We start from the raw sequence: 22670 nt of genomic DNA on the forward strand, positions 1-22670 counted from the left end.
GCTTTTTACCACTTACGCCCCGTACCTTCGAAGACCGTACCGACGAATAGAAAGAACGAAAATATTTCAATCCTGCCGAGAATCATCAACAGGGCGCATAGGACTTTCGTCCATGCAGGCAGGTCGGCGAGGATATCGAGCCCCGCGAGTGAGGCGACGCCGCCCGTCGTCGTAAGGCAGGAGACCGCCAGCGAGATCGTCTCGATCGGGGGAAGTCCCGCGAGGGCGAGCAGAAGGCTGCCGGCGGTAAATACGACGGCAAAGAAAAATGCGAGCATGAGAATCCGTCCCGCGGCGTGCAGGGAAACGATCTCTCCGCCTTGCCGCACGGCGAACACCATATGCGGATGCAGGGTGCGCAGCAGTTCCGTCCACGCAAGCGAACACAGGACCAAGAGCCGCGATACGCGGAATCCGCCCGCTGCGGATCCCATGCAGCCGCCGACGACGGCGAGCAGGATGAGGAGCAGATGCGAGAATCCGTGAAACTCATCCGGCGGACGGAGGGTCAGACCGTTTGTGGATAAAAAGGAGACGGCATAGAAAAAACCGCGTTCGATCGATTCCGATATCGGATGGCCGCCGTCTAAAATCGGGGGGAGCGAGAGTAGGATGCCCGCAAGGGCCAAGAGCGCAAAAAAAGCCCGCAGCTCCATATGCCGCATGAGGGTTCCTCCGGAGCGGCGGCGCAGCGTCTGCCAAATCGTGAGGAGCGGCAGGGCGGAGAGCAGCGATACGAGTCCTCCCGCCAGCATGAGCCCGGGCGTTGGCGCGATGCCGCCCGCCATCGAACCGGCACCCGAGGAGACGGTAAAGAGTGCGAGCATGAGCGCGGGCAGCGCCGCGTCGCCCGCAGCGAGATAGATACCCGCCGCCGCAAAGGTCAGCCCGATATAGAGCAGCATCATCTCCCGCATCGGCCTTGTCATGCGGTTCCAGAGAGGGCTGAACAGCCGATCCTGCCGCACCGTGAAATCGAGACCGAAACACCCGCCGGTGACGGGCAGCACCGTGACGAGAATGACGACGAAGAGAAGCCCGCCGAACCAGCTCATCAGCGCCCGCCAGAGAAGCAGCATCGGCGGCAGCACGCCGCCGAGCACGGTTGTGCCCGTCGTCGTGAGCGCGGAGATACACTCGACAAAGGTATCGACAGGGGAGAGCCGGAGGCCCGTCAGATGGAAGGGCAGCATTCCGAGCAGGCCCAGCATCGGCCAAACGATGAGGATAAACATCGTGCCCTCCAGTACGGAAAGCTGACGCATATGGCTGTGCCCCATATTTCCGAACACCATGCCGAGAATCGCCGTCAGCACGCTGAGCGCGAAAAATGCTCCCGCCCCTTTCTCGCCGTGTGCAAATCCATAGGCGAACGGGATCAGATAGAGCGGCGCGAAAACATACGCTGTGCGCCCCATCAGCACCCAGAATAAATCGAAACGCATCAGTCGTCTCCAAAATAAGACAGCGCCTTTTGGGCAAAACTTTTCAGCACAAAGAGGATCACACGGTCGCCCGGCAGCAGTTCCGTCGTGCCGTTCGGGATCGCGGCCTCCTCATTGCGCACGTAAGCGCAGACGAGACATTCGCGCGGGAGTTTTGCGTTCATGAGCTGCTTGCCCGCGACGGGCGCGCCGGGACTGACGATCACTTCGAGCGCTTCCGCGCGCGCTCCCTCGAGCAGGGTCACGCGCGCCACGTCGCCGCCGCGCGCGTAGGCGAGCACCTCGCTCGCGGAGAGCAGGCGCGCCGAGAGCGCGATGTTGACGCCGACCTTTTCCATGAGGTCGATGTATTCGTTGCGGTCGACGCGTACGACCGTCTTGATCCGATTGTCCGACAGATGGCGCGCGAGCAGCGCGAGCATGAGGTTCAGCTTGTCGTCCTCCGTGAGACAGACGATGGCGTCCGCTTCGGCGACCCCTTCCTCCGTGAGGAGATCCATGTCCGTACCGTCTCCGCAGATCGCAAGCCCCGTGGTCAGTTTCTCGGCGAGCATTTCGCAGCGTTCGCGGCTGCGGTCGATGACTTTGACCTGCACGCCCTGCTGTTCCAGCATAACGGCGAGCGCGCGCCCCGTGCGTCCCGCGCCGATGATGGCGACGCGTTTCAGTTTGTGCGTATCGCTCTGCACGAGACTTTGGCTGAACTGCTCGATCTTGTCCGGCAGTCCGATGAAGTAGGCGTTGTCGCCCGGGAGGAACACGTCGTCGCCGTGCGGGATGATCATGCGGTGATCGCGGAATATGAGGCCCGCGAGCACGCCGGGCGGCAGCTTCAGAGACTTCAGCGGGGTGCGCGCGATGGCAGATTTGCGGCGAATGCGCGTCTCGAAAAGACGCACCTTCCCCTGTCCGAAATCCTCCACATTGAGCGCGGCGGGCGTCATGAGGATGCGGTTGATCTCGCGCGCGGTAATGAGCTCCGGATTGAGGGCGAGATCGATGTCGAAGTTTTCTTTGAGATAGGTGCTTGCCTCCACTGTGAAATTCATATCGCGGATGCGGGCGATCGTATGGGCGATCCCGTGCTTTTTGGCGAGAATACAGGCGACCATATTCACCTCGTCGCTCTCCGTCACGGCGATGAGGATGTCCGCACTGGCGATGTCCGGGTCGTTCATCGTGAGCGGGCTCGCGATATTCGCCGCAACGGTCAATACGTCGAGGGTCGCCTTCGCCGCCTCGAGCTGGCTCTCCTCGCCGTCCACGACGACGACGTCCATCCCCTCTTCGGAGAGCAGGGACGCAATGCTGTACCCCAGCCTCCCCGCACCTGCAACAACGATACGCAAAACGATTTCCTCCCGTCGGCACTGTCAAATGATATAAGAAGTATACCATAATTTTCGCCCAATTCAAACGCACATTGTTATTTGCGGGAGGAACGGAGAAAAATTACGCGGGGAATCTTGCGCAGGGCGTGCAAACATGTTATACTAACACACGTCGCGGTCGCGTCTTTCGTGCGCGCTCGCGCGGAAATTTCTCTGCCGCCGCATGCCGCGGCGGCCACAGACCAAAGAGGAGGTGATTTCGTGAGAATGTACGAAGTCATATTTATCGTGAAGCCGATGGAGGAAGAGGCGACCAATGCCGTCATCGAGAAGTTCACGAAGCTCATTCAGGCAAACGGCGGTACGATTGAGAAAGAGGACCGCTGGGGCAAGAAGCGCCTCGCCTATGAGATCAATGACCACAGCGAAGGATACTATGTTCTGCTGTATGTGAACGCAGAGCCCGCCTGTGTCGCCGAGTGCGACCGCGTGATGAAGATCACCGACGATCTCTTAAAGCACATGATCGTCCGTGCGGAAAACGGCGTTCCGGAATCTGACAAAGAGTAAACAATCATCCCATCGACATGCGGGAGAGAACAACCGATGAACAGAGTCATACTGATCGGGCGCCTCACGCGCGACCCCGATATACGCTACACACAGAGCGGCAAGGCTTTCTGCCGCTTCACCGTCGCCGTTGACCGCCGCTTTTCGCGCGCGGCGCAGCAGGAAGGACAGCAGACGGCGGATTTTATCCCCGTCACCTGCTGGGAAAAGCTGGCCGAAATCTGCGGCAACAACCTCACGAAGGGGCGCCGCATCGGCGTCGAGGGGCGCATTCAGGTGCGCAGCTACGACGGCAATGACGGCCAGCGCAAATACGCGACGGACGTCGTGGCGGACAATGTGGAGTTCCTCGATTCGAAGAATGCCGGCGGCGCGGGCGGCTATGATGCCCCCGGCGGCTCCGGTCCTGCGCCCGCCGCGGGCGGCGCCGCACCCGACATGATGGGACCCGTGATTCCGGACGACGACATTCCATTCTGAGCGCCGATACGCCCGGAACACCCCGTGACAAGGAGGGACAAATACAATGATGAAACGAGATCGGGGCCGCAAGCCCCGTCGAAAGGTCTGCTCGTTCTGCGTGGATAAAGTAGATCATATCGATTACAAGGATGCCGCGAAACTCCGCCGCTTCACGACGGAACGCGGAAAGATTCTTCCGCGCCGCATTTCCGGCAACTGCGCCAAACATCAAAGACAGGTTACGCTTGCCATCAAGCGCGCCCGTAATATCGCACTTCTTCCGTTTACCGCGGAATAAGGGAGACACAAAGAATCAGAGATTCTTTCAGCGTCGCACCTTCACAGGTGCGGCGCTTTTTAAATAGAGTGAGAGGGAAAGAAAGGAGCGATTGTATGGATCCGAAGAAAAAGGCCAAACGGGTCGGCATCGCATTTATCGTACTGTTTATCGTCGCCGGGATTGTCCTCATGTATACGGGGAACGATGCCGTGGTGCTCGCAACGCGGCAGAAAGAGGGCATCCTCACGGCGGAGCAGGTGAAGATCGCATTCGACTCTGTCGGCGGGCGGCTCGTGCGGGAAGCCGTGCAGGAAGGGGATGAGGTCAAGGCGGGCGATATCATCATGGAGATCGATCCGACGGATAACGCGCTTGCCCTTGCGCGCGTCGAGGCACAGCTTGCGCAGATCGAGGCGCAGATCGCGGGATCGCGCGCCTCGATGGGAATTTCGATGCAGCAGGTCGGAACGAACGAGACGCAGAGCTTCCGGTAGATTGATCAACAGCGCGCGGCGCTCCAGTCCGTGCGCGCAACGGAGGCGAACAGCGCGCGCGACTATGAGCGTATGGCTGCTCTCTTTGCCGAGGGGGCGGTCTCGAAGGAGGCGCTCGACAACGCCGAGATGCGCCTGTCCGTCGCGCGCGCCGCGACCCGCCGCGAGGAAGAGGGGCTCGCGCAGCTCCTCGGCGGTGCAGCGGATACGGGCAGCACCGATACGATCGCGCTGCCGACGATCGATCAGGCGCGGCAGCGTGCCGCCAATATGGCGAACGATGTCGCGGCGCTTGAGGCGCAGCGCGATGCGCTCCTCGTGCAGAAACGCGAACTGGAGGTGGCGCGCGACCGCCTCGTCCTGCGCGCGCCGGAGGATGGGAAGATTCTCAAAATCCTTGCGAAAAAAGGAGAAATGATCGCGCCGTCCGCGCCCGTAGTACTGCTCGAGAGCAAGCGCGGCTACTACGACATTTATGTCAGCGAACGGCAGGTGGGCGGCGTCAAGGAGGGCAGCCGTATCACCGGACATACGGTTGCGGGGGCGCGCACCGATGCGAAACTACCATCAACAAATACAAAATCCGTGTATCACCGGACATACGGTTGCGGGGGCGCGCACCGTCCCGGGGACGGTGCGGCTCGTCACGGAGGCCCCCGGATTTGCCGATCTCAAGATGACGCGTGAGAAGAGCCAGGCGGACCTCTCGGCGTTCCAGATCCGCATCTATATCGACCCGACCGACGGGATCATCCCGGGGATGACGATTGGGGTGAACGATCGTGAATTCACTCAGAGCTGAGCTGAAATATCTCTTTTCGGGACAGGGGATGCCCTATGAAAAGGTCAGCATCATGGTCGCGATGGTCATATCGGTCGTCCTGTGCGTCATGCTGGGCGGAAATTTTTCCAAGGACGCTCCGGTCGTCGTCGTCGATCTCGACAACTCGGCCTATACGCGCGAACTCACGAACCGTATCGATGCCTCCGAATACATGAAGGTCGCGGCCGTCGTCAATACGCCAGCGGATCCGCGTTCCTTCCTCTATCGGGACCGGGCGGTCGCCGTCGTTTATTTCCCCGCGGGGATCGAAAAGGACCGGTATACGGGCGTGGAGAACCGCATCGGTATTTTTTACGATAATACGAACGTTGCGCAGACCGCAGAGATCAAAGAGGCGATGAACGAGCTTATCGCGCTCGACAACGCGGCCGCCGGCGGAGATCCGGGCAGTACGAACGACACGATTGCCGGAGGCATCCGCCTCGCGGACCGCAATCTGTTCAATCCGAACGCTTCTACGAGCAACGGCATGACGCTCGGATTTCTGTTCTTCTTCGGCTCGATGTTTTACACCTTTGCCACGATCGGTATGGTCCCGCGCCTGCGGCTCAGCGGCGAACTCGATGCGGTCCTGCGTGCGGGGACGCCGTGGGATATCATCGTGCGGACGCTGCCTTACGGCGGACTCCTCATCGTCTCGTGGTGCGTCGGCATGGCGGTGCTGCGCGTCTGGGGCGATCTCATCTTTGCGGGGCATCTCGCGAACTTCGTCTTTGTGCAGATCTTCTATGTGTTCGTCCTCGGCATGGTGACGACGCTCACGGGCTGGACGGCGGCCAACCCGGGCATCGCGGCGAGCCGCATGATCCTCATCATCCCGGGCGGGTTCATCTTCGGCGGTCCCACGGGTCCGCTCACACATTTTGCCGATTGGGTCGTCGGTTTTTCCCATATATGGCCGCTCACGTGGGAGTTCCACTTCACGCGGGACATCATCACGCGCGGGGCGGATTTCATGAACTATGCCGCGACCTTCGGCGCCTTCCTCATCTACATTGCCGTCATCGGTATTCTCTACACACTGCGCTTCTATCGTGCAAAGAAGGAGCTGCTCGCGCGCGATGCCGAGGAGCATGCGCGCGCCGGAGCAAGGCTTACGGCGGAAAGCTAAAGGAGGCGTTCACGATGGATATGACATCTCTGATTGCGGAGATTGGAAGCCGACCGGCGCATGAGATATCGTGCAGGCGCATCCTCGTGCCCGTCGACGGTTCGCACGCGTCGATGCACGCCGCCGGCTGGGCGATCGAATTGGCGCGAGTTGCGGAGGCGGAGCTGACGGTACTCATGGTCGTCGACTACGACGCGCATGTCTCGGCGCTGGAGCAGGTCAGTACGAGCGGCTACATGCCCGCGGAGCTAAAGATTTCGGCCTATCGTCTCCTCGCGGAGCTGATGCACGAGATTCCGCGGAGCATACGCGCGCATCCGCGCGTCGAGGAGGGCAATCCCGGCGAAATGATCGTCGCGGTCGCGGCCGAAGAGGAAAGCAACCTCATCGTTATGGGCATGCGCGGCTTCGGTACCTTTGAGCGGCTCGCGTTCGGCAGCGTGTCGTCGTACGTCAGCAAGCATGCACAATGTGCCGTATTGCTGAGCAAATAACTTCTAATGAACAGTTTACATGTTCTTAAATGATATCCAAGGGAATTGCGGTAGAGTAACAATGTCCATGAATCATCCGTAAAGGAGAGTGGGGAACATGAAGAAAAAGACAAATCGTTATTTTGCAGCCGCCCTTGCGGCGGCGATGGGGCTTGGTATTATGGCCTCGTCTGTCGGCACCGTCGAGGCGGCGCGCGGGGACCGTCCGCCCGCATATGAGAACGGCACGTCGAACGAGTTCAGTTTCCGCATGCGGGAAGAGGACCGCGTCCACGAGCAGAATATGCGGAAGATCCGCTTTGAGTTCCGCCGCGACGGCGATCAGGGCAAGTATCAGCGCGCCGTGCGCGAGGAACAGAAACGCCACGATCAGGTCGTGAACAAAATTATGCGGGACTATAAGAACAATAAGCCGTGGCATCGTTAACGACGAAGCGCGGGGACAGCGGCATCCTCTTTGATAAGACTTTCCGGTCGGAAGGTCTTATTTTTTTGTTCGTATACGGCGGGACCGTTTTTTATTTGTAATTTCATGCAGGTGTTTTGAAATGAAAGAAGAATTTTATGGGATGAGAGCAAATATATGCGGCTCTCGCCTAGTTTGGCAGAGATTCGCGTGAATGTTAAGGAGTGACGTCTATGATGAGCAGAAAGAGCATGAGGGGAATACTCGCCGCGATGGTATGCGCAGCTGTGATGTGCATGGGGGCTGCGATACCGCCGGCAGAAGCCGCTCGTATGAGCGATATGGTGGACAGCGTCAGTATTATGCTGGATATTGACGAGACGCAGGTACCGTCGGAGCACCCGCTCGCGCGTGTGCGCATCGGCAAGAAGTGGGGCGCGGTCGATGCGCGCGGCGAAGTCGTCATCCCCGCAGAGTACGATGAGATTCTCCCCAGCAGCGAGGGGCGCTTTCTCTCCGTCCGCAAGGGGAAACTGCGCGGCGTATTCGACCGCAGCGGAAAGACAGTCGTTCCGGTCATGTATCAAAGTATCGATCCGTACCACGAGGGGCATTTTGTTGTGAAAGACGCCAAGGGGAAATACGGCGCTTATGATGAGAACGGCAAGGTTACCGTTTCCATAGAAAACCGCGATATGGTTCCCTATACCAATGGACTTGCCGCTGTCCAGCGCAATGACAGAAAGTGGGTTTACTACCGTTTGGACGGCACATTGCTGAACGATAAGACATATACATGGGCGGGGGTATTCGCAGAGGAGATTGCCCCCGTACAGAACCCAAAGAAGCGGATTGGCTTTATCGACACATCGGGCAATGAGGTCGTTCCCTATGAGTATGAGGCGGCATTTCCCTGTCGGGAAGGTCTGATTGCCGTGCAGCAAAACGGAAAATGGGGGTTCATTGATAAGTCCGGCACAATGGTGGTAGCGCCGCAGTTCAAAGAGGTTGCGGGAGGTTTTAGCGAAGGTCTTGCGGGGGTCAAAGATGGTCAGGGATGGGGCTATATCGATCGAACGGGGACGAAACTCTTCCGCGCGGACTATGATTATGTGCTGCCGTTCAAAGACGGCATTGCAGAGGTGCGCCGCCGCGTCCACACGGTCAATCCGCTCCTCGGCGCGCTGGCAGGAGCGCTTGTGCTCGGAACCGGCTACTATGGCGGCGAAAATATCATGGATGAGCACACGAAGCGCGGCTATATCGATCGTACGGGCAAGGAGATTGTCTCGACAAAGAACAACTTTACCGATGTGTATGAAAACGGTCTTGCGCGCGTCTCGGTAAAGGAGCGTTGGGGCGTTGTCGATAAACGGGGCGATTATGTCATAGAGCCAAAGTATGAGGAGATGAAAAACTTCACGGAAGGACTGGCCGCGGTCAAGGCGGGCGGCGTCTGGGGCTATGTGAATATGCAGGGCGTCGTCAGCATCATGGCAAAATACGATGAGGCGAACGAGTTCCATGAGGGCGTCGCTTCTGTTCGTAAAGGAGAGATATGGCGCGTGATTGATACGAGCGGCATCTCGGCGTTCCGGCTTCCGGCGGGCGTCACAGGGCTCGGTTCGTTCTCCGACGGCTTGATGCCGGTCAAGATCGGTGAGAAGTGGGGCTATATGGATCATCAGGGGACGATCGTCGTCACGCCGCAGTACGACGAGGCATGGTCGTTCAGATGATGCGGTAGGTTATTTGCTCATCAAAAGAGGGCTGTCGCACCGGCACTAAAAATGCCGGCACGACAGCCCTTTTGCTGTGCGTATATTTATTTAGTCGATCTTCACATTGTGAATCTGCTCGGCGAGACGTTTCAGCGCGTCGACGCTGCGCACGCCCGGGGTGATCTCGGAGAGTTTCACGCGGACGAAGTGGTTCTCCTTGATTGCCGTGACGCCTTGGAGGCGCGGGTTTGCTTTCAGCTTCTCGACTTTTTGGTTGAAGTCATCCTCGTTACGGATGCTCGTGCCGTAGTCGGCGATAATGATGTATTCGGGATCAGCGGCGACGACGCTCTCCCAGCTCGTCTTGCTCCACGTCTTATCGACGCCCTGTCCGCTCATGACGTTGTCCGCGCCGATGAGACGCAGAAGGTTCGGCGTATAGCCCTCGAATACGGTGAACGGCTCGCCGTCCTCGGAATCAAAGACAAAGACGCGCTTATGCGGCAGTTTGTCGATTTTGTCCTGTACGGCGGCGAGCTGTTTCTTCTGCTCCGCGACCCACGCCTCGGCGCGGTCTTTGACGCCGAAGATTTCGCCGAGTTTGACCATATCGGCAAAGACCATGTCGAGATCTGCCTTTGTAGACTGCATGGAGTCGGGGATGAAGATGGGGATGTTCTGTGCGGTGATTTTATCCGCCTCGATGCCGCGCTTGGTGAAGGGGACTTCCCAACCGGTTGCGAAGTCGGGCTTTGCCGCCATAAAGACTTCGTAGGACGGCCACTTCTCGGCGAGGACGGGGACTTTCTCATACGCCGCTTGGAGGGGCGGATAGATTTCCTCTTCCTTGAACGCGGTGCCCGCCATGTGGTCGCCGAGATCGAGGGCGAGGAGCATCTCCGTCGTCGCCTGCGACATGGAGACGGCGCGCGTCGGCGGGGCGGTCGCCTTCATGTCGAGCGTCTGACCGCCGATGTTTTCCGTCCAGGAGACGGGCGTGTAGGACGAGGATGCGGTCTCCGTCTTTGTCTCCGCCGCCTGCTGCTGACCGCAGCCGGCGCCGAGAAGCAGCACCGCTGCGCCGAGTCCCGCCAAAAGAGTTTTCTTTGTCTTGAACATAAATGTCCTCCTTATTATCGTGGTCAATAATACAAATAGCGTGTGCCCTGCTGTTCGCTTGTGTAAAACGGAACCTCGAACACGTCCTTGAGCAGCGCGGAAGTGAGCACGTCCTGGGCCGCGCCCTCGGCGACGGTTTCGCCCGCGCGCAGGACGGCGGCATGGTCGCAGTAGCGCGCCGCGAGTCCGAGGTCGTGCAGGACGATGACGACGGTGCCGTCAAAGCGCCGCAGTTCCTCCATAAGGGAAATCTTGTACTTTACGTCGAGGTGATTGGTCGGTTCGTCGAGGAGCAGCACCTCCGGCTCCTGTGCAAGCGCCTTTGCGACAAAGACGCGCTGGAGTTCGCCGCCCGAGAGCTGTCCAATCTTTTTCTCCGCCATGGGGAGAATGCGGAACCGGCGCATGACGTTCTCTGCGATTTCATGATCGTGGGCGCTGTACGATTGGAAGCGCTCCTTATACGGGTAGCGTCCCATGAGTACGACGTCGCGGACGGAGAGTTCCGCCGCCATCTGCAGGTGCCGCTGCGCGAGCACGGCGAGTTTGCGCGCATACTCCGCCGCGGGGATCGTCTCGATCGGTGTGCCGTTCATAAAGACGGCACACCGGCTCGGCCGCAGCCGCGCGATATGCGCGAGGAGCGTGGACTTGCCGCAGCCGTTCGGGCCAATGATGCCCGTGATTCTGCCGCGCGGGAAGGTCAGCGAGATGTCCTTTAGGATCGGATTGCCGCGGATGGCATAGCTCAAATGTCGGATTTCAATCATAGGCGTCACCGTACCGTCTGCAAATGATCCAAATGAAGAGCGGCGCGCCGAGATATGCGGTCAATACGCCGATCGGCAGTTCCTCGGGGCGAAAGAGCGTGCGCGAAAGCACGTCCGCCCACAGCAGAACGCAGCCGCCGAGCAAGGTGCAGACGACGGCCAATACGCCGTGCTTTGCTCCGATCAAGATGCGCGCGATATGCGGAACGATAAGGCCGACGAAGCCGATGATGCCCGCCTTCGCGACGAGCGCGGCGACGGTGAGCGAGGAGGCGGCGACGGCGGCGAGCTGGAGTTTTTTCACCGAGATGCCGAGCGCATGGGCTTCGCTCTCTCCGAGCAGGAGAATGTCGAGCTCGTGCCGCACGAACTGAAGGAAGGTGAAGATGCCGAGACAGACGATCGCGGCGAGCGGCAGATCTCCCCACTGGATGCCGGAGAGACTGCCGAGCAGCCAAAACATCGCACTGCGCACCTGTGCCTCGTGGTTCGCGCTGTAGATGACGAGCATTGTCAGCGCAGAGAAGAGCGCCGACATGCCCATGCCGATAAGAACGAGCTTCGTCGGGTTGCTGCTTTTACCGACGAAGAAGACCGCCAGCACAGTGGCGACGGTCGCGCCGAGGAGAGCGCTGAACGGTACGGCGTACGCGCCGAGGAAGGCAAACGCTCCCCAAATGATCGCGCAGACCGCGCCCGTACTCGCGCCCGAGGAGACGCCGAGCACATACGGGTCGGCCAGTTCATTGCGCGTGATGGTCTGGAGCAGCAGCCCCGCAAGCGAGAGCCCCGCGCCCGCCAGCACCGCGAATAGTGTGCGCGGCATACGGATCGTGTAGAGCACCATGCTCTCCGTTGTGCCTGTGTCCATGCCGCCGTTCATGAGCGTCTGCACGATGCGGTCGGGCGGGATCGGAACGGAGCCGAAGCCGAGCGACAGAATCATGCTGACGGCGAGCAGCAGGACGAGGACAAGGATTGTTTTCATACGGTTGGTATGCATCCCCTTTCCCATAGTTCCCATAAATATCTAAACCCCATTATAACACAAGGGAGAGGGCTTGGAGAATATCGAAAAATATTGAAGCGTTTACTGTGTTAGGAGCAGACAGCTTCTCTTGGATAAATGTTTGCCGCTATGAGAGAACCATTGCGGGCGATATTCGCGGGGGCAGTATCATTCATAAAACAATATACGAATATGTCATGCATAGTTCAAGAAAATAGGGGAGTACGTGCATGCATGACGAACGGAGAACTTTCGTTTTGGGGGCCTTCGCTGCCTCGGTTCCATCAAAATAATCCAGGGGGAAGTAGAATTACTTATTGAAAATTCCTTGTATACGTTCTGGAATTTTCTTGACGAGGAGATAGATCATGAGACTAATGAATACGATTTTGGTGAAGGCCGGGATCATAGCGTCGGCGTCTCTGACTTTAGCAATGTATACAAATTGCAGACAGAAGTAGGACAATGCACAGTTCACGATTTTTGTGACGAAGAGCATGACATAGACGTTCAGTGCGAGAGTGAACGTTTTGCAAAGTGCCCGCATCAAGATTTTTGTGCGTGAGGGGGCAAAGAATGGGATCAGCAGAATCGAGAACATCGCTACTATATGGAATATAAACTCGTCCAAAAGAATCTCGATCGCCGCAAAGAGGAGCAGGGCAGATGAAATAAGGAGACAAACGGCGGCAAATGTACCTGAGGAAGGCGTCTCCGCGGAAAATAACATCTCCGCTCGATCAAAACCGGCAGACAATATTGTGACGGCACTGTCGATCAGTGCGTCTGGGTGTCCTGTCCCTCCCATATGAGCCCCAAGCCGATGAGCGCCGTCATATAAATGTCCCATAAGATCGATTCCGCTCCCGTACCAGTTGAAAATAAGGAAAAGACAAAGAGCGGTTTCTATCCCTTTTTGAATAAAGAATATTTTAGCGTCACCGTTGATATCGTCAGTTATAAGGGCAATTGCCGTAAAGACGGCGAGAAGTTTTACAGCGTACGGAATTAAGATGACCGCACCTCTTTTCGTATGTTCACGACAAGCCGATGAGAGCGTTTGTCCTACATTATTCCGCTGCATATGTTCATTTACTTCGAGATGTATGTTGTAAACATCCGTTCTTTGATGAGGTGCCGGCGGAAAATATGGGGCATAGCCCGTCATGATGTTTTGATTGCTTTGGCACAGTGAGGATGCGTTGGGAAATGTGTGCGCAGGTGTAAGAATTCCCATTGCTAGGAAGAGAAACGCCGCGCAGACAACAGCGGTAAAAATTAAGATTTTCATGATATGCACACTCCTTTTTATATATATTTCCTCTAGTATAGCGGAGAAATTATGTCAAAAATTCCTATCTTTTTGCAAATCCCCATGAATTTGGAAATTTTTTCAAAACGTTTTTCTGTAGCAAAGGTTACGGTCTTTTCCATAATTCCGCGCTATAATGTGCACATTGTTTTGAGAGATAGCGAAGTATGATATAAAGGAGTTTTATGATGGAAAAGGTATTAGACCTTAAAAAGACGGTCGCCGAGCTCGTCGGCGAATACCCCGAGGTGCGGTCGATTATGGCGGAGGTCGGTTTTCGTGAGATCACGAGCGATGTGGCGCTGAATGTGATGGGGCGCATCATGACGATCCCGCGCGGCGCGGCGGTGAAGGGGGTCGACCTCAATAAGGTCATCGCGGCGTTCGAGGAGCACGGGTTTACCGTTGTCGGCGATGACCGCGGGACACGGCAGGGACGGCTGCGCAGCTTCATCGAGCGGCTTTCGAGCGGCGAGGATTTAGAATCCGTCCGCAAAGACTTCGTGCAGGAGTTCAGCCATGTCGAGGCACACGAGATCATGGATGCGGAGCAGACCCTCATCAAGGAGGGCATGCCGATCACGGAAGTCCAGCGCCTCTGCGACGTGCATTCCGCGCTGTTTCACGGAACGCCCTCCGCACCGCCTCCGGGGGCGCTCTCGCACGATGAGATTCACGCGCAGGCGGAATCTGTGAATCCGGATGATATCGACGCTTTGGCGGCGGGGCATCCGCTGTCTATCCTGCGCGCGGAGAATGCGGCGCTTGGAACCCTGCTTGATACGATTGGGGCCGAACTCGACGGCGCAAAGCGTACGGATGTTATACTGGAGCAGGTTCTTGCGCTCGGCGATGTGCGCATGCACTATATCAAAAAAGAAGAGCTGCTGATGCCGGTTCTCTACGACTACGGCGTCACGGGACCCTCGCAGGTCATGTGGGGCATCGACGACGAGATGAAACGCGAGCTCAGCATGATCATCAAGGCGCTCAAAGAAGATCCGGAGAATCTGCCGATGTACGAGGCGCGTCTGCGCGCCCTCACGCAGCGCATCCGCGAGATGATCTTTAAGGAGGAGAAAATTCTCTTCCCGCTCAGCCTCCGCTACTTTACGGAGATCGAGTGGTACCGTATGTACCATGACCTGCCGGATATGGGTGTCTCGTTCGGCGTGGCCATTCCGGCATGGCCGGCAGCGCAGCCGTGGCTTGATCGAGAGGCGGCGCGTCTCGCGGGCAGTACGACGGACGGCAAGCTCCAGTTCCCGACGGGCGAGCTCTCGATGGATCAACTCGTCGCGATCTTCAAGATGCTTCCCGTAGACATCACCTTCATCGACAAGGACGATACGGTGCGCTTTTTCACGAACGAGGGGCAGGTGTTCACGCGCCCCATGTCGGCGCTCGGACGCGACGTCATGAACTGTCATCCGCCCGAGATCATCCCCGTCGTGCGCAACCTCCTCGCCGATTTTAAGGCGAAGAAACGCTCGCAGATGATCGTGCACCGCTATATCCGCGAACGACCCATCCGCGTCCATTATCAGGGGCTCTACGACGCGGCGGGCGACTATATGGGAACGGTTGAGTTCGTAACCGATCACGCCGAGCCGCTCGAAAAATTCCGTCGCTAAACATAAAAATACAGTCTGTCAAGAAAAATACTTGACAGACTTTTCGTTTGTCGTTATACTGCGAGAAGCGATTGGGGAACACGACGGTTGTTTCCCTGAAACGGGGGATGTGCGCATGGAGCGGCTCTATGATCTCGCGCAGTTATACGATCTCTACGGCGCGCTGCTGACGGGAAAGCAGCGGGAATGTCTGCATCTCCACATTGCCGAGGACTTCTCGCTCACGGAGATCGGCGAGGCGCTAGGCATCACGCGTCAGGCGGCGCATGAGAGCATCCGGCGCGCGGAGCGCTCCCTCGAGGAGATGGAAGAGCGGCTCGGTCTGCGCGCCTGCCGCTCGGAGGAAGAGCGTGTACTCGCGGGTGTCTACGAGGCGCTGTGCGCCCTCGGAGAGCCGATTGCGGCGGCAGAGGTACGGCGGATTGCGGAGCCGCTGCGGAAATATGCGGAACAGGAGGAGGTGAGTTCATGATCTTTGAGAATTTGTCCGATCGACTGCAGGGGATTTTCAAAAAACTGCGCAGACACGGCAAACTGACGGAAGGCGACGTCAACGAGGCGATGCGCGAAGTGCGTATGGCGCTGCTCGAGGCCGACGTCAATTTCAAAGTCGTGAAAGATTTTGTAACGCGTGTCAAGGAGCGTGCCATTGGCCGAGAGGTGCTCGATACGCTCACGGCGGCACAGGCTGTCGTTAAGATCGTAGACGAGGAACTCACCGCCCTCATGGGCGGGACGGAGAGCCGCCTGAATATCAGCCCGAACCCGCCGACAGTGATCATGCTCGTCGGCCTCCAGGGCTCGGGTAAGACCACCTCGGCGGGCAAACTCGCGCTCATGCTGAAAAAACAGGGGAAGCGTCCTCTCCTCGTGGCGGACGACATCTATCGCCCCGCCGCGATCAAACAGCTCGAGGTCATCGGCGGGCAGGTTGACGTTCCCGTATTCTCAGAGGGCCGGAAGGACGCCGTCGCCATCGCGCGCGCCGCAATCGCACATTCGGCGTCCCATGCCAGCGACGTCGTTATCATCGATACGGCGGGACGCCTGCAGATTGACGAACCGCTCATGCAGGAACTCCGCGATATCAAGGCGGCGGTCAAGCCGCACGAGATTCTCCTCGTCGTTGACGCCATGACGGGGCAGGAAGCCGTGAACGTCGCCGAGGCGTTCGACGCGTCCCTCGGGCTCGACGGCGTCGTCATGACGAAGCTCGACGGCGACGCGCGGGGCGGCGCGGCGCTTTCGATCAAAGCGGTCACGGGCTGCCCCGTGAAGTTCGTCGGCATGGGCGAGAAGATCGAACCGCTCGAGATATTTCATCCCGACCGGATGGCGTCGCGCATCCTCGGCATGGGCGACGTGCTCTCCCTCGTCGAAAAGGCGCAGGAGAATTTTGACCTCGAGAATGCGAAGAAGATGGAGGAGAAGCTCCGCAAGAACGACTTTACCCTCGACGACTTCCTCGCTCAGATGCAGCAGGTGAAAAAACTCGGCTCGCTCCAGAGTATTCTCGGTATGATTCCCGGGATGGGAGGTCTCAAGAAAAAACTCGGCGACAGGGAACTTGATCTCGACGGTAAGGAAATGCGCCGCATCGAGGCGATTATCCGCGCGATGACGCCGAAGGAGCGCGCGGACATTACCGTCATAAACGGCAGCCGCCGCAAGCGCATCGCCGCGGGCAGCGGGACGCGCGTGCAGGATGTGAACAAGCTCCTCAAGCAGTTCGGCGAAATGCGCAAGATGATGAAAAAGATGAACCGGATGAAGGGCAAAGGGAAGATGCCGGAGATGCCACCCCTTGGCGGCATGGACCTCCCGAAGATGCCGTTCTTTAGATAACACAACGAAAGGTGGTGAGAATATGGCAGTCAAGATTCGTTTGAACCGCATGGGTGCGAAGAAGAATCCCTTTTACCGCATCGTCGTTGCCGACTCGCGCGCACCGCGCGACGGAAGATTCATCGAGATCCTTGGAAATTACGATCCGTCGAAGCAGCCCGCCGTCGTCAGCATTGACGAGGAAAAAGCGATCGACTGGATGAAGAAGGGCGCACAGCCGACCGACACGGTCAGAAATATTCTGAGCAAGAACGGTACGATGGCAAAATTTGCCGAGGCAAAGCGTAAGAAGGACTAAGCGATGCGTGTGCCCGGGAGAGGAGATTCCTTCGTCACGAAGGAATCTCACGCCGGGTGCGCATGGCGCGATGAGGAGAGACGGCCGCATGAAAGAGATAGTCGAGGTTATCGCCAAATCCTTGGTGGATCATCCGGAAGCTGTCGTCGTTGACGAAACGCAGGATGATCAGGAGATCATATTGAGACTTCGCGTGGCGGAGGATGACATGGGTAAGGTCATCGGCAAACAGGGGCGTATCGCAAAGGCGCTGCGCAGCGTTGTCAAGGCCGCCGCGACGAAAGAGAATAAGCGGGCGACGGTCGAGATCGGCTGAGCCTGCAGAAACGGCGTGCGTCATGGACGGCCGCCGTTTTTGCATAAGGAGAGATACAGAGTGGATTCTATTTCGATTAAAGTACCCGTGACGGTCAAGGCGAAGCTGACGGAGAAACTGCGCACAAAGATGCGCACGGAGATGGAGGAGGGCATCAGCCGCGCGGAGCTCGAACTGCAGCAGATCGGCATTCAGGAAAAGCGCGTCATGCAGGAGGCCGAGCAGGGCGATCTCACACCGCAGGCGATCGACAACATCAATATGATCCGGCAGGAACGCCAGCGCCGTATGGAATATGTGGAACAGACTCGAGTGCAGCTCGAAGAACTCGAGAAATTCGCCGAGGGGGCGGAGATTATTCAGGGCACGATCGAGCGTCAGGTAGAGGCAAAGGTCGGCGACGACATGCGCGAGCTCATGAACGTTGAGATCCTGGTCGAAGATGACAAGATTATCGCCATCCGTTCCTGAGGATCGTATCGTCATCGGGCGTATCGGCGCCGCGCATGGCATCGCAGGCGATGTGCGCGTCATTCCGCTGACGGATTTTCCCGAGCGCTTTGCAGATCTCCGCGAGGTCATGGTCGGCGACGAGCTTCTTCACATCGAGCGTACGAAGCCGCAGGGGAAGAATATCCTCATGCGCTTTCGCGAGTACCCCGCCCGTGAGGATGCACAGCGTCTCACGGGCCGTCTCCTCACCGTCGCACGCGCGGATGCCGCACCGCTTGAGGAGGGAGAGTACTATGTCTTTGACATCGTGGGGCTCTCCGTCTGCGATGAGAACGATGCGCTCCTTGGAACCGTCGAAAACGTTATCCGCACGGGCAGTAACGACGTCTATGCCGTGCGCACCGAGGACGGAAGCGAGCTCCTCATCCCCGCGCTGCGCAGCGTCGTCAAGCAGATCGATATCGGCGCGGGGCGGATGGTTGTGTGTCTGCCGGATGACGTTGATGAAATGCTTTGATATCAATATCGGAGCCTATCAAATCCTGCGTATCATACGGTCGTATAATTTTATGTCAGAATATGTGTGGGATAGCGATTTATAGAAGAACCGCTCTGTCAAAGGAATACATCGCGCATTGTTTCCTTCAGACACTGCGGTTCTTTATATCACTGAGGGTAACATGAAAATTGTCGTTTTGGACGGCTATACGGAGAATCCGGGAGACATCAGCTGGGGGCCGATTGAGGCGCTCGGCGAGGTGACGGTGTATGACCGCACCGCCTATGAGGAGTCGCCGCTGATCGCGGAGCGCATCGGCGACGCGGAAGTGATTGTCATCAACAAGACGCCGATCAGCAGGGCAACGATGGATAGGTGCCCGAATCTGAAGGCGATTGCCGTGCTCGCGACGGGCTACAATGTCGTGGATTATGCGTATGCCAAAGAGAAGGGCATTCCCGTGATGAATGTGCCGGTGTACGGGACGGACAATGTGAGCCAGTTTGCCATTGCGCTCCTGCTTGAGGCCTGCTCGCATGTCGGGTACCACGACCGGTCGGTGCACAGCGGCGAATGGGCGTCCAATCCGGATTGGTGCTATTGGCACCATCCGCTCATCGAGGTCTCGGGCAAGACGGCCGGCATCATCGGCCTCGGGCGCATCGGCCGGAACACGGCGCGTATCCTGCGTGCGATGAACGTCAATGTCCTCGCGGCGGATGCCAACGAGAACGACAAGGGGCGCGAAGTAGCGACCTATGTCCCGATGGACGAGCTCTTTGCCAAATCGGATTTCATCTTCCTGCATTGCCCGCTTTTCCCGGAGACGGAGGGAATCATCAACGCGGCAAATATCAAGAAGATGAAGGACGGCGTGATTCTCGTCAACAACAGTCGCGGCCCGCTCGTTGTGGAGCAGGACCTCTGCGAGGCGCTCGCGCGCGGGAAAGTCGCCTGTGCGGCGCTCGATGTGGTATCCAGCGAGCCGATTAAGAAGGAAAATGTGCTGCTGAAGGCGAAGAACTGTATTATCACGCCGCATATCTCTTGGGCGACGAAAGAGGCGCGGATGCGTATCATGCAGACCACGGCGGATAATATCAAAGCATGGGCGCAGGGCGCGCCGACCAATGTCGTCAACGCGTAGCGCAGGCGCTTGACATGCTGCCCGCATACATCGGAGATATGATGTTTCCGGTTTATGCGGGCTTTTGTTTTGGGAAAGGAGTTTCACATTATGAACGAGCGCAGTGGTCTTCGCAGCGATGCGGATGCGATTGTCGCGGGCGCCCTTCGGGATGTTCTTCCCGATGCGGCAGTCGAAAAGGCGTTGACGGGACATTCCTTTGCCAAGGGGAAGGTAATTCTCGTAGCGGTGGGCAAAGCCGCGTGGCAGATGGCGAAAAAGGCGGACGAACTGCTCGGCGACCGCGTTCATGGCGGCGTTGTGATTACGAAATACGAGCATGTACTTGCGCCGATTCGTGGGCTCGATTGTCACGAGGCGGGACATCCTATTCCCGACGAGAATTCCTTTGCGGCAACGGAGCACGCCCTGCGGCTGACGGAGCATCTCAGCGCGGACGATACGGTGGTGTTCCTCTTATCGGGCGGCGGCAGCGCGCTCTTTGAACGACCGCTCATTCCTGCCCAGGAGCTTGCGGAAATCACGAAGGCGCTCCTCGCATCGGGGGCGGATATCGTTGAAATCAATACGATTCGCAAGCGTATGAGCGCGGTGAAGGGCGGCCGTTTCGGTGCGCACTGTGCACCGGCACATGTGCTGAGCATCGTGCTGAGCGATATCATCGGCGACCCGCTCGACATGATCGCATCGGGTCCCGCATATCCCGACCGCGGCAGCGCGGCGGAGGCGAAGGCAATCGCTGAGAAGTACCGCCTGAAGCTATCGCCGCAGGCAACGGCGCTGCTCGATGTCCCCTTGCCGCAGGAACTCCCCCATGTGGAGACGCATATCACGGGCAGCGTACGCGAACTTTGCACCGCGGCGGCAGAGGAGTGCCGCGCCCTGGGCTATACGCCGCATATCCTCACCGACCGGCTCAGCTGCGAGGCGCGGGACGCGGGGCGGTTCCTCAGCGCCATTGCAAAGACCCACGCGAATGACGGCCCCGTCGCCTATATTGCGGGCGGGGAAACGGTCGTGCACCTGACGGGGCACGGCAAGGGGGGGCGCAATCAGGAGATTGCGCTGGCCGCCGCCGAGGGACTCTCCGGTATGGAGAATGCGGCGGTGTTCAGTTTTGGCAGCGACGGTACGGACGGGCCGACGGATGCGGCGGGCGGCTATGCGGACGGGCATACGATGGGGCAGCTCGCTGCGCGCGGCATCCGCATCGACAAGGTTCTCCGTGAGAATGACGCCTATCATGCGCTGAAGTCTGTGGACGGTCTCATCGTCACGGGGCCTACGGGGACGAATGTGAACGATGCGGCGATTCTTCTGATTCGATAGGCGGCGGTGCCGGCTCGTTCGTTTTTCTTTTTGCGCAAAACCCGCGTGCGTGTTATAATATATCAGAACTTTATTTCGGTTTTTGCATACATTCATAAGGGGTTGAACTATGCTCACCTGTATCACGCATTCTCCGGAGGAGACTGCGCATTTAGCGGGAACGATCGGTAAAATCATCCGGGAAGGGACGGTGATCTGCCTCGACGGAGAACTTGGCGTCGGCAAGACGCTCTTCGTACGCGCGCTCGCGCGTACGCTCGGGGTCGAGAGCGACGTGACGAGCCCGACGTTCAACCTGATGAATATTTACGAGGCGGCATGTCCGATTGTGCATTTTGACCTCTATCGGATTGATTCGGAGGAGGAGCTTGAGGACATCGGCTTCCACGAGTATGCGGAGGCGCTCGAGGGGATTGTGCTCATCGAGTGGGCGTCGAAATTTCCGGATGCCATGCCCGCCGACCGGCTGACGGTGCAGATCGACGCGCTCACGGATGAGGAGCGCCAGTTCACCTTTGATGCTGTGGGCGAGAAGAGCACCGTGCTCTTGAAGGAGCTGGACGGACTTGTCAATCCTAGCCGTTGATACGGCCTCGCAGGTGTCGAGCGTCGCCGTACTCTCGACGGAACGCGTCGCCGCAGAGATCGGTATGCAGGGGGCGCTGACGCACTCGGAGACGCTCATGCCGCATATCGAGACGGCCCTTCGTATGGCGCGCGTGAAAAAAGAGGAGCTCGACGGCATCGCCGTCAGTATCGGCCCCGGTTCTTTTACGGGGCTGCGCATCGGCCTTGCCGCCGCAAAGATGGCGGCGTATGCGCTGCGCATCCCCCTTGTCGGCGTGCCGACGCTCGAGGCGCTCGCCTATCACTGCATGTGTGAAGGCGTGCGCCTCGTTCCCATGATGGACGCGCAGAAGGGGAACGTCTATGCCGAGGAGTTCGCATGGGCGAATGAAGGCGATATATTGACCCTTCGTCATGTGCGTCCGCTCGCCATCCTGCCGCGCGCAGAATTTATCGCATCCCTTGCGGGGACGGCGCAGCCCGTATTCCTGCTCGGCGACGCGATGCAAAAGCATACGGGGACGGGCCTCCCCGCGGGGGTGCGTCTCGCGCCCGTCCATATGCGGATGCCGCGCGCCGCCTGCGTGGGGCTCGCGGGGCTTGCGCGGCTGGGAAAGGGCATGTCGGACGATCCCATGACGCTGGAGCCGCTCTATCTCCGTCGGAGCGAGGCGGAGGTGCTGTGGGAGAAACGGCACGGGGCGGAGAAAGAGTCGTGATAGTGTTCCGCGCGCTCACGGCGGCGGATGCGGCGGGCGTCGCCCATGTGGAGCGCGAGAGTTTCCCGACGCCGTGGTCGCGCGAGGACTTTTGGCGCGAGGCGAACAGCGAGTTTGCCTGCTATATTGTGGCGTGTGAGGATGACGCCGTCGTCGGTTTTGCAGGCTGTTGGATTTCCTTTGAGGAGGCGCAGGTGATGAATATCGCCCTCCTGCGGGCGCACCGCGGGCTCGGCCTCGGCCGCCGCCTGATGGAGGAGATGATGCGCGCGGCCGCGGCGCGCGGCGCCGAGCGCATGACTCTCGAGGTGCGCCCGTCGAATGCCGCCGCGCTGCATCTCTATGAGCGGCTGGGATTCTCCGCCGTCGGCGTGCGTAAAAAATACTATCAAGACAACGATGAGGACGCCATCCTCATGTGGCATACGAAACTTAGGGAAGCATATGCGGATGCCGCGCCCGATGCAGGGGAATGCGGCTCTTGAAAAGGAGAAT

At 58.6% G+C, this 22670-nt stretch carries 28 protein-coding genes; 22 read left to right on the forward strand and 6 right to left on the reverse strand.

Going from position 1 to position 22670, the window contains the following annotated elements; genetic code table 11:
- Positions 1 to 5: 5 nt before the first annotated feature.
- Both HMPREF9161_RS00390 and trkA read right to left on the reverse strand, forming a co-directional pair.
- Positions 6 to 1445: a potassium transporter TrkG gene (locus tag HMPREF9161_RS00390; RefSeq protein ID WP_009727686.1), complete on the reverse strand. Its 1440-nt coding sequence runs from the start codon at positions 1443 to 1445 to the stop codon at positions 6 to 8.
- A complete protein-coding gene (gene trkA / locus HMPREF9161_RS00395) occupies positions 1445 to 2794 on the reverse strand; it encodes a Trk system potassium transporter TrkA (protein WP_009727687.1) in 1350 nt (449 codons plus the stop codon). Before trkA ends, HMPREF9161_RS00390 begins: the two co-directional genes overlap by 1 nt.
- Before the next feature lie 243 nt (positions 2795 to 3037).
- Here trkA and rpsF point away from each other — a divergent pair, with 243 nt between their 5' ends.
- From rpsF to HMPREF9161_RS00440, 10 genes are all read left to right on the forward strand, one after another.
- The gene (rpsF, locus tag HMPREF9161_RS00400) at positions 3038 to 3346 is read left to right on the forward strand and encodes a 30S ribosomal protein S6 (RefSeq protein ID WP_009727688.1); all 309 of its coding nucleotides are present in this window, start codon (positions 3038 to 3040) and stop codon (positions 3344 to 3346) included.
- A gap of 36 nt (positions 3347 to 3382) precedes the next feature.
- The gene (locus tag HMPREF9161_RS00405) at positions 3383 to 3826 is read left to right on the forward strand and encodes a single-stranded DNA-binding protein (protein WP_009727689.1); all 444 of its coding nucleotides are present in this window, start codon (positions 3383 to 3385) and stop codon (positions 3824 to 3826) included.
- Positions 3827 to 3872: 46 nt separating this feature from the next.
- On the forward strand, positions 3873 to 4106 hold the full coding sequence (gene rpsR, locus HMPREF9161_RS00410) for a 30S ribosomal protein S18 (RefSeq protein WP_006306231.1): 234 nt from the start codon (positions 3873 to 3875) through the stop codon (positions 4104 to 4106).
- Between the two features lie 95 nt (positions 4107 to 4201).
- Entirely contained in the window at positions 4202 to 4582 is a 381-nt protein-coding gene (locus HMPREF9161_RS10015) for a biotin/lipoyl-binding protein (protein WP_009727690.1), read from the forward strand.
- A gap of 30 nt (positions 4583 to 4612) precedes the next feature.
- Positions 4613 to 5269 carry an HlyD family secretion protein gene (locus HMPREF9161_RS10020; RefSeq protein WP_009727691.1) on the forward strand — a complete coding sequence of 219 codons (657 nt, stop codon included), beginning with the start codon at positions 4613 to 4615 and terminating at the stop codon, positions 5267 to 5269.
- Positions 5259 to 5384, forward strand: coding sequence for a hypothetical protein (locus HMPREF9161_RS10110; RefSeq protein ID WP_255344678.1), 126 nt, complete (start codon positions 5259 to 5261; stop codon positions 5382 to 5384). The genes HMPREF9161_RS10020 and HMPREF9161_RS10110 overlap by 11 nt, the downstream gene beginning before the upstream one ends.
- Before the next feature lie 28 nt (positions 5385 to 5412).
- Complete coding sequence (locus tag HMPREF9161_RS00425; protein ID WP_009727692.1) at positions 5413 to 6537, forward strand: ABC transporter permease; 1125 nt, start codon at positions 5413 to 5415, stop codon at positions 6535 to 6537.
- 14 nt (positions 6538 to 6551) lie between these two features.
- Positions 6552 to 7031, forward strand: coding sequence for a universal stress protein (locus HMPREF9161_RS00430; RefSeq protein WP_009727693.1), 480 nt, complete (start codon positions 6552 to 6554; stop codon positions 7029 to 7031).
- Between the two features lie 97 nt (positions 7032 to 7128).
- Positions 7129 to 7458, forward strand: a complete 330-nt coding sequence (locus HMPREF9161_RS00435) for a hypothetical protein (protein WP_009727694.1) — start codon at positions 7129 to 7131, stop codon at positions 7456 to 7458.
- 212 nt (positions 7459 to 7670) lie between these two features.
- The gene (locus HMPREF9161_RS00440; protein ID WP_009727695.1) at positions 7671 to 9176 is read left to right on the forward strand and encodes a WG repeat-containing protein; all 1506 of its coding nucleotides are present in this window, start codon (positions 7671 to 7673) and stop codon (positions 9174 to 9176) included.
- A gap of 90 nt (positions 9177 to 9266) precedes the next feature.
- On the opposite strand, the gene HMPREF9161_RS00445 is transcribed toward HMPREF9161_RS00440, so the two are convergent.
- The 4 genes from HMPREF9161_RS00445 to HMPREF9161_RS00460 all read right to left on the reverse strand — a co-directional run bounded on the left by HMPREF9161_RS00445 (position 9267) and on the right by HMPREF9161_RS00460 (position 13347).
- A complete protein-coding gene (locus HMPREF9161_RS00445; RefSeq protein ID WP_009727696.1) occupies positions 9267 to 10277 on the reverse strand; it encodes an ABC transporter substrate-binding protein in 1011 nt (336 codons plus the stop codon).
- A gap of 23 nt (positions 10278 to 10300) precedes the next feature.
- Positions 10301 to 11047, reverse strand: a complete 747-nt coding sequence (locus tag HMPREF9161_RS00450; protein WP_009727697.1) for an ABC transporter ATP-binding protein — start codon at positions 11045 to 11047, stop codon at positions 10301 to 10303.
- Entirely contained in the window at positions 11040 to 12035 is a 996-nt protein-coding gene (locus HMPREF9161_RS00455; protein ID WP_037348742.1) for an iron ABC transporter permease, read from the reverse strand. Before HMPREF9161_RS00455 ends, HMPREF9161_RS00450 begins: the two co-directional genes overlap by 8 nt.
- Before the next feature lie 331 nt (positions 12036 to 12366).
- The gene (locus tag HMPREF9161_RS00460; RefSeq protein ID WP_009727699.1) at positions 12367 to 13347 is read right to left on the reverse strand and encodes a hypothetical protein; all 981 of its coding nucleotides are present in this window, start codon (positions 13345 to 13347) and stop codon (positions 12367 to 12369) included.
- 209 nt (positions 13348 to 13556) lie between these two features.
- Between HMPREF9161_RS00460 and HMPREF9161_RS00465 the strand changes: the two genes are divergently transcribed.
- From HMPREF9161_RS00465 to rimI, 12 genes are all read left to right on the forward strand, one after another.
- Complete coding sequence (locus HMPREF9161_RS00465) at positions 13557 to 15002, forward strand: DUF438 domain-containing protein (RefSeq protein WP_009727700.1); 1446 nt, start codon at positions 13557 to 13559, stop codon at positions 15000 to 15002.
- Positions 15003 to 15117: 115 nt separating this feature from the next.
- A complete protein-coding gene (locus tag HMPREF9161_RS00470; protein ID WP_009727701.1) occupies positions 15118 to 15474 on the forward strand; it encodes a sigma factor-like helix-turn-helix DNA-binding protein in 357 nt (118 codons plus the stop codon).
- A complete protein-coding gene (ffh, locus tag HMPREF9161_RS00475) occupies positions 15471 to 16847 on the forward strand; it encodes a signal recognition particle protein (RefSeq protein WP_009727702.1) in 1377 nt (458 codons plus the stop codon). The genes HMPREF9161_RS00470 and ffh overlap by 4 nt, the downstream gene beginning before the upstream one ends.
- Before the next feature lie 22 nt (positions 16848 to 16869).
- A complete protein-coding gene (gene rpsP / locus HMPREF9161_RS00480) occupies positions 16870 to 17145 on the forward strand; it encodes a 30S ribosomal protein S16 (RefSeq protein WP_009727703.1) in 276 nt (91 codons plus the stop codon).
- 88 nt (positions 17146 to 17233) lie between these two features.
- Positions 17234 to 17461, forward strand: a complete 228-nt coding sequence (locus HMPREF9161_RS00485) for a KH domain-containing protein (RefSeq protein ID WP_006306836.1) — start codon at positions 17234 to 17236, stop codon at positions 17459 to 17461.
- A gap of 60 nt (positions 17462 to 17521) precedes the next feature.
- The gene (locus HMPREF9161_RS00490) at positions 17522 to 17932 is read left to right on the forward strand and encodes a YlqD family protein (protein WP_009727704.1); all 411 of its coding nucleotides are present in this window, start codon (positions 17522 to 17524) and stop codon (positions 17930 to 17932) included.
- Entirely contained in the window at positions 17904 to 18431 is a 528-nt protein-coding gene (gene rimM / locus HMPREF9161_RS00495) for a ribosome maturation factor RimM (RefSeq protein ID WP_009727705.1), read from the forward strand. Before HMPREF9161_RS00490 ends, rimM begins: the two co-directional genes overlap by 29 nt.
- 163 nt (positions 18432 to 18594) lie before the next feature.
- Positions 18595 to 19560, forward strand: a complete 966-nt coding sequence (locus HMPREF9161_RS00500) for a D-2-hydroxyacid dehydrogenase (RefSeq protein ID WP_009727706.1) — start codon at positions 18595 to 18597, stop codon at positions 19558 to 19560.
- A gap of 90 nt (positions 19561 to 19650) precedes the next feature.
- On the forward strand, positions 19651 to 20889 hold the full coding sequence (locus HMPREF9161_RS00505) for a glycerate kinase (protein ID WP_009727707.1): 1239 nt from the start codon (positions 19651 to 19653) through the stop codon (positions 20887 to 20889).
- A 109-nt stretch (positions 20890 to 20998) separates the two neighbouring features.
- Positions 20999 to 21475, forward strand: coding sequence for a tRNA (adenosine(37)-N6)-threonylcarbamoyltransferase complex ATPase subunit type 1 TsaE (gene tsaE / locus HMPREF9161_RS00510; RefSeq protein ID WP_009727708.1), 477 nt, complete (start codon positions 20999 to 21001; stop codon positions 21473 to 21475).
- Entirely contained in the window at positions 21456 to 22175 is a 720-nt protein-coding gene (gene tsaB, locus HMPREF9161_RS00515; protein WP_009727709.1) for a tRNA (adenosine(37)-N6)-threonylcarbamoyltransferase complex dimerization subunit type 1 TsaB, read from the forward strand. The genes tsaE and tsaB overlap by 20 nt, the downstream gene beginning before the upstream one ends.
- Entirely contained in the window at positions 22172 to 22660 is a 489-nt protein-coding gene (gene rimI, locus HMPREF9161_RS00520) for a ribosomal protein S18-alanine N-acetyltransferase (protein WP_009727710.1), read from the forward strand. Before tsaB ends, rimI begins: the two co-directional genes overlap by 4 nt.
- Positions 22661 to 22670: the final 10 nt, after the last annotated feature.

Source organism: Selenomonas sp. F0473, assembly GCF_000315545.1.
Classification (GTDB): domain Bacteria; phylum Bacillota; class Negativicutes; order Selenomonadales; family Selenomonadaceae; genus Centipeda.